This window comes from Caulobacter sp. (genome assembly GCF_049283275.1).
Taxonomy (GTDB): Bacteria; Pseudomonadota; Alphaproteobacteria; order Caulobacterales; family Caulobacteraceae; genus Caulobacter.
In genome coordinates, this window is the sequence record NZ_JBAPVS010000150.1 from 20,714 (window position 1) to 33,599 (window position 12,886).

Below are 12,886 nucleotides of genomic sequence, written 5' to 3' on the forward strand. Positions count from 1 at the left end.
AAATTGCAATTTCCGGACGGCTCGCGTGGATAGTGCGCGCTTAGGGCGTTCGCGGCTGAGCGAGTGTCGCGGCGGGAGCTTCGGGCTCCTCGTCGGGCGGCGTGGGCACGGCTGGCGGCTGGGGGCGGCTGTTGGTTCCGGCCTTGAGCCGACCGCCCGAAGCCACCAGCGAGTCATAGGCCTGCTGCTGGCGCGAGAAATCGCCGCCGCGGGCGAACATCGCGTCGAACCGGGCGTCGCGGCCCGAGGCCGCCGCCAAGGCCGCCGCCAGGGCCGGGGCGATCGAGCCGACCTCGGCGTCATCGCAAGCCCGGCGCAGATGGCGGGCCTGGCCGGGCACCAGCAGGGTGACGTCCCAGGATATGCCCTCCAGGCACAACGGCTCCACGGCCCCCCCGCCGTAGTCGACGACCACCGAGCGCGGCTGGGTCCACAGCGGGGCGCCGGCCAGGGCCTTCAGGGGGGCGATCTGCTGGGGGGCGAGCTCGGCGTCGATATCGACCCGGCGGCCGATCTCCGGGGTGCAACAGCCCAGGCCCGCCCGGGCCTGGACGAAGGCGCGGCCGTCGCGGCGCACGGTCACTCGGATCACCGCCTGGCGCACGCCGGTCGCCGGTCTGGCCCAGACCTCGAGCACCAGCTCGCCGCGCTTGATCAACTGGCTCTGCAGGGGCTGCAGGCCCCAGAGGCGGTAGAGCAGGGGATTCACGCCGTTGTCGATCGGGACCAGCGTCTCGCCGGGACGCAGGCGGCGGCCCTGGAACGGGTCCTGCTCGGGCGGCGGCTTGGGGATTTCAGGCGCCCACCAGACGGCGGGATCGGGCGGCGGCGGAGCAGCTTGAGGGGCGGATTGCTGACCGGCGAGGGGAAGCCCCATCAGGAGGCCGGCCAAAAGCATTGCGCCCGTCATGGCTACATTCCTTCAACACCCCGTTCGATGGAAAGCACGCCGGTGCGCGACAGTTCCACCAGGCCCAGAGGACGCATCAGATCCAGGAACTTGTCGATCTTCGATGGCGCGCCCGAAATCTCGAACACGAAGCTCTCCAGGGTGGTGTCCACCGGCTTGGCGCGGAAGATCTCGGCGATGCGCAGGGCCTCGACGCGATCGGCGCCCTGACCGCGCACCTTGACCAGGGCAAGCTCGCGCTCGACGCCGTTCGGGTCGCGCGTCACATCGTGCACGCGGCGGACATTGACCACCTTGTTCAGCTGAGCCTCGATCTGGTCCAGCACCTGGCGCGTGCCGCGGGTGACCACGGTGATCCGGCTGGTGTGGGCCTTGCGGTCGGTCTCGGCGACCGTGAGGCTTTCGATGTTGTAGCCGCGCGCGGCGAACAGCCCGACCACGCGGTGCAGCACGCCGGGCTCGTTGTCGACCAACAGGGCGAAGGTCGCGGTCTGCTCGACCTGTTCGTTGGGCGCCATGTCGTAGGCGGAGGCGGGGTGGAGGTCGGTGGTCATGTTGTTGTTCTAGTTCCACTGAGCCGAAAGGGAAGACGCTGTTCGGTGCGAGGGATGCAGCGCCTAGACCAGCCCCGCTCCCGCCGCGCCGATCACGTTCCCGATGTCCTCGACGTCGCCCATGATCATTTCGTTGTGGGCCTTGCCCGACGGGATCATCGGCAGACAGTTCTCGTCCTTGGTCACCATGCAGTCGAAGATCACCGGCCGGTCGCTGTTGATCATCTCCAGGATCTTGGCGTCCAGCTCGGCGGGGTCCTCACAGCGGATGCCGACCGCGCCGTAGGCCTCGGCCAGTTTGACGAAGTCGGGCAGGCTGTCGGAATAGGAGTGACTGTAGCGTTCGCCGTGCAGCAGCTGCTGCCACTGGCGGACCATGCCCATCCGCTCGTTGTTGAGGATGAAGATCTTCACCGGCAGCTCGTACTGGATCGCCGTCGACAGTTCCTGGATGCACATCTGGATCGAGGCTTCGCCGGCGATGTCGATGACCAGGGCGTCGGGATGGGCCAGCTGCACGCCGATGGCGGCGGGCAGGCCGTAGCCCATGGTGCCCAGGCCGCCGGAGGTCATCCAGCGATTGGGCTCCTCGAAGCGGAAGAACTGCGCCGCCCACATCTGGTGCTGGCCGACCTCGGTGGTGATGTAGACGTCTCTGTCGCGGGTCAGATCATACAGGCGCTGGATGGCGTGCTGCGGCTTGATGGCGTCGCCGGCCTGGCGATAGCGCAGGCAGTCGCGGGCCCGCCACTCGTCGATCTGCCGCCACCAGTCGCCGAGCGCGGCCTTGTTTGGCTGGTGGTCGGCGGCCTTCCAGGCGGCGATCAGGTCTTCGAGCACGCTGCCTGCGTCGCCGATGATCGGCAGGTCGACGCGGACGTTCTTGTTGATCGACGAGGCGTCGATGTCGATGTGGATCTTCTTGCTGCCCGGCGAGAAGGCGTCCAGCCGGCCGGTGACCCGGTCGTCGAAGCGGGCGCCGACGCAGATCATCACGTCGCAGTCGTGCATGGCGTTGTTGGCCTCGAACGTGCCGTGCATGCCCAACATGCCCAGCCAGGCCGGATCGGCGGCCGGGAAGGCGCCCAGGCCCATCAGGGTCGAGGTGACCGGCGCGCCGGTCATGGCCGCGAATTCCCGCAGGGCTTGCGCGGCCTTGGGGCCGGCGTTGATGACGCCGCCGCCGGTGTAGAAGATCGGCCGGCGGGCCTGGGCGATCAACTTGGCGGCCTCGACGATGCGGTTCTGGTCGCCCTTGGTCTTGGGATTGTAAGCGTGGGTCGAGGCGACTTCCGTCGGGCCGTAATATTCGCCCTTGGCGAACTGGACGTCCTTGGGGATGTCGATCAACACCGGGCCCGGACGGCCGGTGGTGGCGATCTTGAACGCCTCGTGGATGATCTGCGGCAGGTCGCGGACGTCTTTGACCAAATAGTTGTGCTTGGTGCACGAGCGGGTCATGCCGACCGTGTCGGCTTCCTGGAAGGCGTCGGTGCCGATCAGGTGCGTGGGAACCTGGCCGGTGATGACGACCATCGGGATGGAGTCCATCAGGGCGTCCATGATGCCGGTGATGGCGTTGGTCGCGCCCGGACCCGAGGTGACCAGGACGACGCCCGGCTTGCCCGAACTGCGCGCATAACCTTCGGCGGCGTGGGTCGCGCCCTGTTCGTGGCGAACCAGGATGTGCTGCAGGCGCGGCTCGTGGAACAGCGCGTCATAGATCGGCAGGACCGCGCCGCCCGGATAGCCGAACAGCACCTCGACGCCCTGGTCCACGAGGCCGCGAACCACGATCTCGGCGCCGGTCATGGCGCGATCGCTGACGGTCTGGGCGGGAGCCTGGCTCTCGATGGTCTGATGGGCGGTCATGGGACTGATCCGGGGTTGGTAAGCTTGGGTTTGGGGCAGGGCGGAAAAGAAAAAAGGCCCCGAAGGACCTTTTGTGCGCGCGACCGATCTATCAACGTGACTTCAAGGTCACGCCGTGAACGGCCGCTCCATAAGTACGATCATGGTGGTGCGCACGAGTGTTGCTCCAAATGGATGATTGGGGAATGCCATGCTCGCCCGAGGGCGTCAAGGCGCGGTTTGACGCAAGAAACGACCCGTTGCCCTGGCGCAACGCCGTCCTTGAGGTGAAAATCAGCCCAAGGTTTCCAGCAGCAGGGCAAGAGCGTGCTCCGCGAAGCGCCGCATATTGACCTCACGATCGTCCAGGCCGGTCTCGATGGTAAGACTGACCTCCCTGTCCGGCCCGACCACGGCCGTGCAGCTGTGGCCCGCGGCGTCGCCGTAGCGGTTGCCGTCCGGCCCGGCCGCGCCGGTCTCCGACAGGCCCCAGGTCGCCTTCAGGTTCTTGCCGGCCACCCGGGCCAGCAACACGGCGTAGGGCTCGCTGGCCGAGCGCAGGCCGTCCATGGCCTTCTGCGGGATGTCCATCAGGGTCAGGCGAGCCCGGGCGGTGTAGACCACCGCGCCGCCGACATAGAACTTCGACGCGCCGGGCACGGCCAGCAGGGCCGCGGAGATCAGCCCGCCGGTCGAGGATTCGGCCACGGCGAGCGTCTCGCCCCGTTCGGTCAGGCGGGCGGCGACGGCGGCGGCGAGGCGGGCGAGTTCAGTCATGGGCAGGGTCTCGGCTAAACAAATGCTCCGCTCATCCCGACTTTCGCCGGGACGAAGGGATTTATGGGAGATCGGGGACGATCCGTTCCCAATCGGGCGTCTGGTTCCGGAACCAGGTCATCTGGCGCTTCGCATAGCGCCGCGTCTCCTGTCGAGCCGCATCCAGCGCCGCCTCCAGCGAGGTCTCGCCCCGCAGATGCGCCGCCAGCTCGCGGTAGCCGACCGCCTTGAGGGCAGGGAGGGACGGGTCCAGGCCCCGGGCCGCCATGGCGCGCACCTCGTCCAGCGCCCCACGCTCGACCATCAGGCCCAGGCGGGCGTCGCAGCGGTCGTAGAGCTCGGCGCGAGGCGGGTCCAGCACCACGCCGCGCCAAGTCCCGGCGGCCAGGGCCGGCTTGGTGTCGGTCTGCCAGGCGGTCAGCGACTTGCCGGTGGCGATGGCTACGGCGTGGGCGCGGACCAGGCGCTGGCGGTCGCCGATCTCGATGCGCTTCTCGGCCTCGGGGTCCAGCTCGGCCAGCACGTCACGGAACTCCGGCTCGCCCTGGGCGGCGTACAGCAGAGCCGACACCTCGCGTTGGGTCTCGGACACGGGGGGAACATCGGCCAGGCCGTGGGTCAGGGCGCGGAAATACAGGCCCGTGCCGCCGACCACGATGGCAGGATGGCCCCGCGCGGCGATCTCGGTCAGGGCTTGGGTGGCCGCCGTCAGCCAGCGCCCGACCGACCAGCCGTCGGCCGCGTCGGCGACGCCGAACAGGTGGTGCGGCGCCTGGACCAGGTCCTCGGGCGAGGGCGCCGCCGTCAGCACCGGCAGGCCGGCATAGATCTGCATGGAGTCGGCGTTGACGATCTCGCCGCCGCGCTCGCGCGCCAGCTTCAGGGCCAGGGCCGACTTGCCGCTGGCGGTGGGTCCGGCAATAAGAACGATGCTAATATCGGGCAATCTCAGGTCGAGTCCTTCTCTGGTCTCGAAAGCTTTGCATTGCGCTCCGCGTCTCAGGGGGGACAAACCATGAAATTCACCTTCAGCGCTATCCTGATCGGTGTTCTCGCGCTCACCACCGCCCCGGCCTCGGCCGCCTCGGGCGATCAGACGGTCCCCCAGCAAATTCCGGCCACCGAGGCGCCGGCGACCCTGGACGAGCGCCTGGGGTGCGGCGTCATGCTGGTCACCCTCGATGAGGTGCTGCAACGCAATCCGCAGCTGGGCCAGGCTATATCCAAGGGCGAGAACGGTTCGGTCATGGGGCCGATGATCCGGATGTTGGGGGCCAGCGGCGAGCTCATGCTGGACCAGGCCTATGCCGAGGGGGCCACCCAGGGGCTGAAGCCGACGGCGCTTTATCGAAGAGGGGTCACCAGCCTCTCCAGCGCCTTCAGCGGCATCAAGTCCAGCACCGACGAACGCGTCAAGACCCAGGCCATGGCCCTGTTCACGCGCTGCGTTTCGATCGCCGCGCCGAGGTCCTGATCGCGGTCTCGCGCAGCTTCGAGGTTGACGCGGGCGGCTTCCTCCAATAGCCGCCCCTCATGCTCGCGATCACTCTCGTCTCGCCCGACCCTGCCGCCTTGGCGGAGGCCGCCGCCGCCGTGCGCGCCGCGCTGACGATTTCGTCGGAGACCCTGTTGGGGGAAGGGGCGTTGGATCTGCTGGCCGACCTGCCGCCGGTGGAGACCCACCAGGCGGTGAAAGCCGCCGTGGGCGACTGGCCGGTCGACTTCGCCGTCCAGCCGGCCCTGAACCGCAGGAAGCGCCTGCTGATCGCCGACATGGACTCCACGATCATCAACGTCGAGTGCCTGGACGAGCTGGCCGATTTCGCCGGGGTCAAGGACAAGGTCTCGGAGATCACCGAGCGCGCCATGCGCGGCGAGCTGGCCTTCGAGGGCGCGCTGCGTGAGCGGGTCGGCATGCTCACGGGCCTGTCGGTCGACGCCCTGCAGACCTGCTACGACGACCGCGTGAAGCTCAATCCCGGGGCGCGGACCCTGGTGCGGACCATGGCCGAGCACGGGGCCCGCTGTGCTCTGGTCTCGGGCGGCTTCACCTTCTTCACCTCGCGGGTGGCCCAGGCCGCCGGCTTCCACCTGAACCGCGCCAACACCCTGATCGAGGCCGACGGCCGCCTGACCGGCGCGGTGGGCGAGCCGATCCTCGGCAAGGAGGCCAAGCTGGCCGCCCTGCGCGAAGAGACCGCCGCCCTGGGTCTGACCGCGGCCGACGCCCTGGCGGTCGGCGACGGCGCCAACGACCTGGCGATGATCGAAGTCGCCGGCCTGGGCGTCGCCTATCGCGCCAAGCCGATCGTCGCGGCCCAGGCGCACGCCAAGGTCGACCACGCCGACCTCACCGCCTTGCTCTACTTCCAGGGCTACACCCAGGCGGAGTTCGTGGCGTGACCTTCCCGCGCGGTGTTCAGGCCGTAGTGTTCGACATGGACGGCCTGCTGCTGGACACCGAGACCGTGTACCAGGCGGCGATGATCGAGGCCGGCCAGGCGTTCGGCGTCGACTTCACCGCCGCGACCTACCGCTCGATGGTCGGCAAGACCAATCCCGAATGCGCGGTCGTGCTGCGCGAGATGTACGACCCGACCTTTCCGGTCGAGGACTATTTCGCGCGCGTCTGGAGCGACGTCGAGATCATCCTTGAGGCCGAGGTGCGGCTGAAGACCGGGGTGATGGAGATCCTCGACTATCTGGACGCCCTGGGCGTGCCGCGCGCGATCGCCACCTCCAACAGCCGTCAGGCGGTGGACCGTTATCTAGGCCGCTTCGACCTGGTCAAACGCTTCCACGCGGTGGTCGCCAACGCCGACGTCACGCGCCACAAGCCGCATCCGGATCCCTATCTCGAGGCGGCCCGCCGGCTGAACATCGACCCGACCCTGTGCCTGGCCCTGGAGGACTCCCACCCCGGCGTCCGCGCGGCCCACGCGGCGGGGATGATGACGATCATGGTGCCCGACATCCTGGATCCGAACGAGGAGATGCACGACAAGTGCGTGCATGTCGCCGACAGCCTGCACGTGGTGCTGGACCTGCTGAAGGCGGCGGCCTAGCGCCAAGCTTCACCGCCCGGACAGGCTCGGTGAAATGAAAAGGGCCGGCGGAGCGATCCGCCGGCCCTTTGTGTTTTTACCCCGCCGGGCCCTTTTCGAAATACTTGAAGAAGGCGCTGTCGGGCGAGAGCACCAGGGTGGTGTCGCCCTGGCCCAGCGCCTTCTCGTAGGCCGACATCGACCGATAGAAGGCCGCGAAGCCCGGATCGCGGCCGAAGCTTTCGGCGAACAGCTTGGCGCGCTGGGCATCGGCGTCGCCGCGGATCTTTTCGGCTTCCTCATAGGCGGTGGCGACGATCTCGCGGCGCTTCTGCTCGCCGATGGCGCGGAGTTCGGCGGCCTCCTGCTTGCGGGCCGTCTGCATGCGCTCGAACACCGCCTGCTCGTTGGTGGGCGGCAGGTCGGCGCGCTTGATGCGCACATCGATGATCTGGACGCCGAGGTTCGACGCGGCCACCTGGCGGGCGACGCGGTCGCGGATGGCGGCCATCACCTGGGCGCGCTTGCCGGCGATCACCTCTTCGGAGGTCGAGCGGCCGATCTCCTCGCGCAGGGCGGCGTTGACGATGCGGTCCAGGCGGTCGGTGGCGACGCTCTCCTGGCCCAGGGTGCGGTAGAACTGGCGCGGATCGGTGATGCGATAGCGGACGAAGGCGTCGACCACCAGGCGCTCCTGGTCGGCGGCGGTGACCTCTTCCGGCTGGGCGTTGATCATCTCGATGTTGCGCTTGTCGAACCGGATGACGGTGTCGAACGGGCTCTTCATGTGAAGGCCGGGCGCGCTCACCACGCGGACCGGATCGCCCAGGCGCACGAGCAGGGCCTGCTGCTTCTGGTCCACCTGGAACAGGGTGAAATTGGCCAGGATCAGCAAGGCCAGGGCGCCGACCCCGGTGGCGACGACGGGTGCATTGAGGCGGTTCATCGGACGGTCCCCTCGGCGGCGGCGGTGCTGGCGGCGGCGGAGGTCCTCGGCCGGAACGCGTCGGGCGGCAAGATCACCGGAGCCGTGGCGCCTTTGCTGTCGATGATCACCTTGTTGGACCGCTCCAGCACCCGCTGCATGGTCTCGATATAGAGGCGCTCGCGGGTGACGGCCGGGGCCAGCTTGTACTGGGTGTAGACTTGGTTGAAGCGATCGGCGTCACCGGCCGCTTCGCGCACGACCTGCTCGCGATAGCCCAGCGCCGCCTGCCGGATCTGGGCGGCTTCGCCCCGGGCGTTGTTGGCGGCGGATTCGGCGTTCTGGGCGGCGCGCTGCACGTCGCGATAGGCCTCCAGGACCGGAGCCGGCGTGGTGGCGGCCTGGATGTTGACGCTCTGGATCGAGACCCCGATGTCGTAACGGTCCAGGATGCGCTGCATCAGCACCTCGGTCTGGTCCTGCACCTGGCCGCGGCCGGTGGTCAGGATCGGGGTGAGGGCGGTGCGGCCGATCACCTCGCGCATGGCGCTTTCGGCCACGTCCTTGATCACGGTGTCGGGCTCACGGACGTTGAAGGCGTATTTGGCCGCGTCGGACACCTTCCACTGCACGGTGAAGCTGAGATCGACGATGTTCTCGTCGCCGGTCAGCATCAGGCGCTCGTCCGACAGCGGCTGGCTGACCGTGCCGCCGATGTCGAGGGTCTGGATCGAGGTGACGGGCACCAGCTCGGCATGCTCGATCGGCCAGGGCAGGTGGTAGCGCAGGCCGGGCTGGGCCGTGCGGCTATAGGCGCCGAAGGTCGTGACGACCGCCTGCTCCTTGGGCTGGACCACGTAGCAGCCGGAAAGGGCCCACAGCGCCAGAACGCCCAGGGCCGAGGCGGCCACCGCGCGTCCTCGGCGAGGACCGCCGAAGGTTTGGCGCATCCGGTCGGACAGGCGCTCGAGCAAGGCGTTGACGTCGACGGGCGGCAGCGGGGGGCCGCCAGGGCCCCTAGGGCCGCCGCCGGGACGAGGCTCCTCGCCTCGGGACCGATCTGGGTCCTTTTTGCCGTCGTTCGGCGGGGATCCCCAGGGTCCGGGGCCGGCATTGTCGTTCCAAGGCATGGGCGGCGTCGTCTTCCCGTCACAGCGAATGGCGGGGTTGTAAAACCACCCCCGCACGCGGATATGAGAGCCCCCGCAGAACAAGGCAAGACAATCCCGTGACCGCAGCTTCTCCCGCCACCCTCGACGACGCCCGCGCGGCGCTGGATCGGGTCGTCGATCCGGTCTCGGGCAAGGGCTTGGTCGCGGCCGGCCTGGTGCAGGGCCTGGTCGTGCGCGCCGGTCGCGCCGGCTTCATGTTGGAGGTGCCGGCCTCCCAGGCCGCCACCTACGCTCCGGTGCGCGAGGCGGCCGAGAAAATCTTGGCGGGCCTGCCGGGCGTCGACGCCGCCCAGGTCGTGCTGACCGCCCAGGCCGCTGAGGGCGCGACCCGCGTGCGCAAGGGCGCCAAGGTCGCCGAAGACGGCCAGGCCAGGCTGGTCCCGCCGCCGGAGGCCGAGAAGCCGGCCCATGTGAAGCACGTGATCGCCATCGCCTCGGGCAAGGGCGGGGTGGGCAAGTCCACCGTGGCCACCAACCTGGCCTGCGCCTTCGCCGCCCAAGGCTTGCGAGTGGGCCTGCTGGACGCCGACGTCTATGGTCCCTCGGCCCCGCGCATGATGGGGATCGACGGCGAGCCCAGCTTCGAGGACGGCAAGCTGCAGCCGCTGGAGGCGCATGGCATCAAGCTGATGTCGATCGGCTTTCTGGTCGACGAGGGCAAGGCGATGATCTGGCGGGGGCCGATGGCCTCGTCGGCCGTACGCCAGATGATCCATGACGTCGCCTGGGGTTCGCAGGCCGCGCCGCTGGACGTGCTGGTCGTCGATCTGCCGCCCGGCACCGGCGACATCCAGCTGACCCTGGTCCAGAAGCTGCGGATCGACGGGGTGGTCCTGGTCACCACGCCGCAGGAGATCGCCCTGATCGACGCCCGTCGGGCGGCGGCGATGTTCGGCAAGACCGCCACGCCGATCCTGGGCCTGATCGAGAACATGGCCTTCTTCGCCGATCCGGCCACCGGCGCCCCGATCCCGATCTTCGGGGCCGGCGGCGGCGTGGCCGAGGCCAAGACCCTGGATGTACCCCTGCTGGCCCAGGTGCCGATCGAAATCGCCGTGCGCGAGGCCGGCGACGCGGGAAGGCCCGTGGTGCTGAGCGCGCCGGGAAGCGCGGCGGCCAAGGCGTTCGCGGGCGCGGCGAAGATGTTGTGGACTGGCATTCAATAAATCCGCTCATCCCGGCGGAATCTAATTTCAAAGAAAAAGGCCGCCCGGGTTTCCCCCGGACGGCCTCGTTCATTCAACTGACGTCGAAGCCTAGAAGCTCCAGCGCACGCCCGTCGACAGGACCACGGCCGAACCGGAGACGTCGCCCTGAAGGTTCAGGGTCGTAGCCGCCGGGGTGCCGGCGTAGATCGTCTCGGTGCGGTTGATCTTGCTGTCCTTGAAGGCGATGTACGACACGGCCGCGTCCCATTGGATGCTGTCGGTCGCCTGCCAGGTGCTGCCCACGGCGTAGAGCGTCCGGTCGCCGTCCGGCACGCGGGCGGTGCGGCCGACGTCGGGGGTCGGGGTCGGGTCGTATTGCACGCCGCCGCGCAGGGTCAGCTTCTGATTGACTTCGTAGTCGAGGCCGACGGCCACCGTGGTGGTGTCCTTGTAGTTCTGCTCGCTGACGCTGCCGCCGTTCGGATAGGTGACGACGATCTTGTCGAACTCGCCCCAGCCGACGCGCGACACCGAGGCGTTCAGGGTGAGCTTGTCATCGGCCTTCCAGCGGAAGCCCAGGTTGGCCATCCACGGGGTGGTGATCTTGGCCACGCCGTTGGTGTTGACGTTGGAGCCGGCCAGCGGGCCGAGCAGGCCCGAGACGAGGACCTTGCCGTCCAGCTCGTGCTTGATTTCCGACCGGTACGAAGCGCCGATCGTCAGGGCGGGGGTGGCGTGGAACTGAGCGCCGACGTTCCAGCCGTAGTCCCAGTTGCCTTCGCCTTTCAGCGAGGACGAGCCGTCGGGCAGGGCCGGCGAAAGGTTCGGCAGGGCCGAGGTCAGCTCGGCGTCGGTGTACTGGGCCGAAACGCCCACGCCCAGGTCGAGCTTGTCATTGACGCGATAGGCCACCGTGCCGTTGACGTCGATGGTCTTCAGGTGAGACTTCAGGGCGTCATAGCGGGTCCAGCTGTTGCCGGTGTAGTCGGTGGTGAAGTTGTACGGCGCGGCGATCGCCAGGCCCAGGGCCAGCTTGTCGTTGACGCGGAACGCGCCGGCGAAGTTGGGGACGATGCCGTTGTTGATCGGACCGCCCGCGACGCGCTCGCCGCCAACCAACGTGGTCAGGCCGCCGGGGATGACCGGGCGGGTCAGGGTCGAGCCGGTGTCGTCGACCTGGGAGTCGACCTGAACCAGGTGCACGCCGCCATAGATCTCGTTCTTTTCGAGACCGGCGATCGAGGCGGGGTTCCACCACAGGCTGGCGGCGCCGCGATCGGCGACTTCGCCTGAATAGGCGCGACCGGCGCCGCGCACCGATTGTTCTTGCAGATAAAAGGCTGCGGCCGAGGCCTGCGAAGCGGCCACCAGGGCGGCGAGCGCCACGCCGGCGGCGAGGGAGGTACGCGAGAGAGACATGAAAGACGACCTTCTGGGGAGGAAGCTCCGCCGCCCTTGATGGCGACGGTTGCCGTCGCTCTAACGCATTAAGTCAAAAAACGTTGCTTTTTATTCGAGTGACGGTGAATTTTGTACGTAAGGTCAAATAACTTGGACCAGGAAACGACTTCTATATTTCGTTGTTATGTCAGAACTGCTTGTGATTGCCTAAATTTGGCGCGAATGGATTGACGTAAGGGAAGTCTACGCCGGCCCCATTCGCGCCGAAACTCAGCATCGTTTGGCGAAGCGCTTAGCCGCCCGCGAGTTTGCGGAAGAACTTCGCGCCCTGTTCGCCGCCGTTGAAATAGGCCTTCTGGTCGGGCTCGGCGGTGATCTGGTCCCAGTTGTCGCGGACTTCCTCGGCCGACAGTCCGCCTTCGCCCAGATAGACGCCCTCGGTTTCGAAGATCCGCGACAGGGCGAACGCGCCCGCGCCGGCGGTCAGGATCGCGCCGGTCGGAGCGTCCTCCGAGACCAGATAGACCACGCCCGGGGTGACATATTCCGGCTTCAGCTTCTCCAGCACTTCCGGCGGCATCAGGCCTTCGGTCATGCGGGTGGCGGCCACGGGGCTGATGGCGTTGATCTTGACGTTGTTCTTGGCGCCTTCCAGCTTCAGCGTATTCATCAGGCCCAGCACCGCCATCTTGGCCGCGCCGTAGTTGGACTGGCCGAAGTTGCCGTACATGCCCGAGGACGAGGTGGTGACGACGATCCGGCCGTAGTTCTGGGCCTTCATGATGTCCCAGACGGCCTTGATCGGCTTGAAGGTGCCGAACACATGGACCTGGATCACGGCCTCGAAGTCGGCCAGCTCCATCTTGGTCAGGGTGCGGTCGCGCAGGATGCCGGCGTTGGCGATCAGGATGTCGATCCGGCCCCACTTGTCCATGGTCGTCTTGACCAGGTCGGCGACGCCGGCGTCGTCGGTCACCGAGGCGCCGTGGGCGATGGCCTGGCCGCCAAAGGCCTCGATTTCGGCCACGACCGCCTTGGCCGCTTCGGACGAACCGCCCGAGCCGTCGACGCTGCCGCCGAGATCATTGACGACCACCTTGGCCC

General features: G+C 68.1%; 14 protein-coding genes. 4 read left to right on the forward strand and 10 right to left on the reverse strand.

The features are described from left to right. Nucleotides 1-40: 40 nt before the first annotated feature. The 6 genes from WAL33_RS08135 to miaA form a co-directional block, all read right to left on the reverse strand. The gene (locus tag WAL33_RS08135; RefSeq protein WP_422180257.1) at nucleotides 41-910 is read right to left on the reverse strand and encodes a hypothetical protein; all 870 of its coding nucleotides are present in this window, start codon (nucleotides 908-910) and stop codon (nucleotides 41-43) included. A 2-nt stretch (nucleotides 911-912) separates the two neighbouring features. After that, a complete protein-coding gene (gene ilvN / locus WAL33_RS08140; protein ID WP_422180259.1) occupies nucleotides 913-1,464 on the reverse strand; it encodes an acetolactate synthase small subunit in 552 nt (183 codons plus the stop codon). 63 nt (nucleotides 1,465-1,527) lie between these two features. Next, entirely contained in the window at nucleotides 1,528-3,336 is a 1,809-nt protein-coding gene (locus tag WAL33_RS08145; protein ID WP_422180261.1) for an acetolactate synthase 3 large subunit, read from the reverse strand. A 108-nt stretch (nucleotides 3,337-3,444) separates the two neighbouring features. Next, on the reverse strand, nucleotides 3,445-3,492 hold the full coding sequence (locus WAL33_RS08150; RefSeq protein WP_370444040.1) for a hypothetical protein: 48 nt from the start codon (nucleotides 3,490-3,492) through the stop codon (nucleotides 3,445-3,447). Between the two features lie 117 nt (nucleotides 3,493-3,609). Beyond that, a complete protein-coding gene (locus tag WAL33_RS08155; RefSeq protein ID WP_422180263.1) occupies nucleotides 3,610-4,092 on the reverse strand; it encodes a CinA family protein in 483 nt (160 codons plus the stop codon). Between the two features lie 61 nt (nucleotides 4,093-4,153). Further along, nucleotides 4,154-5,038 carry a tRNA (adenosine(37)-N6)-dimethylallyltransferase MiaA gene (miaA, locus tag WAL33_RS08160; RefSeq protein WP_422180265.1) on the reverse strand — a complete coding sequence of 295 codons (885 nt, stop codon included), beginning with the start codon at nucleotides 5,036-5,038 and terminating at the stop codon, nucleotides 4,154-4,156. A 69-nt stretch (nucleotides 5,039-5,107) separates the two neighbouring features. Between miaA and WAL33_RS08165 the strand changes: the two genes are divergently transcribed. Genes WAL33_RS08165 through WAL33_RS08175 form a run of 3 tightly spaced genes read left to right on the forward strand, consistent with a single transcriptional unit; the run spans nucleotide 5,108 to nucleotide 7,157 of the window. Beyond that, entirely contained in the window at nucleotides 5,108-5,566 is a 459-nt protein-coding gene (locus tag WAL33_RS08165) for a hypothetical protein (RefSeq protein ID WP_422180267.1), read from the forward strand. A gap of 59 nt (nucleotides 5,567-5,625) precedes the next feature. After that, nucleotides 5,626-6,495, forward strand: a complete 870-nt coding sequence (gene serB, locus WAL33_RS08170; protein WP_422180269.1) for a phosphoserine phosphatase SerB — start codon at nucleotides 5,626-5,628, stop codon at nucleotides 6,493-6,495. Beyond that, on the forward strand, nucleotides 6,492-7,157 hold the full coding sequence (locus WAL33_RS08175) for an HAD family hydrolase (protein ID WP_422180271.1): 666 nt from the start codon (nucleotides 6,492-6,494) through the stop codon (nucleotides 7,155-7,157). Before serB ends, WAL33_RS08175 begins: the two co-directional genes overlap by 4 nt. Nucleotides 7,158-7,233: 76 nt before the next feature. Here WAL33_RS08175 and hflC read toward each other — a convergent pair whose 3' ends face one another. Together hflC and hflK are read right to left on the reverse strand one after the other, a co-directional pair. Then, nucleotides 7,234-8,082, reverse strand: a complete 849-nt coding sequence (gene hflC, locus WAL33_RS08180) for a protease modulator HflC (protein ID WP_422180273.1) — start codon at nucleotides 8,080-8,082, stop codon at nucleotides 7,234-7,236. Next, entirely contained in the window at nucleotides 8,079-9,011 is a 933-nt protein-coding gene (gene hflK / locus WAL33_RS08185) for an FtsH protease activity modulator HflK (protein ID WP_422180275.1), read from the reverse strand. The genes hflC and hflK overlap by 4 nt, the downstream gene beginning before the upstream one ends. A gap of 278 nt (nucleotides 9,012-9,289) precedes the next feature. Here hflK and WAL33_RS08190 point away from each other — a divergent pair, with 278 nt between their 5' ends. Next, entirely contained in the window at nucleotides 9,290-10,399 is a 1,110-nt protein-coding gene (locus WAL33_RS08190; RefSeq protein ID WP_422180277.1) for an Mrp/NBP35 family ATP-binding protein, read from the forward strand. 90 nt (nucleotides 10,400-10,489) lie between these two features. Here the strand turns inward: WAL33_RS08190 and WAL33_RS08195 are convergent, their stop codons facing one another. Then, nucleotides 10,490-11,800, reverse strand: coding sequence for an outer membrane protein transport protein (locus WAL33_RS08195; protein ID WP_422180279.1), 1,311 nt, complete (start codon nucleotides 11,798-11,800; stop codon nucleotides 10,490-10,492). Between the two features lie 274 nt (nucleotides 11,801-12,074). After that, a partial coding sequence (locus WAL33_RS08200) for an SDR family NAD(P)-dependent oxidoreductase (protein ID WP_422180281.1) occupies nucleotides 12,075-12,886 on the reverse strand: 812 nt, incomplete at its 5' end.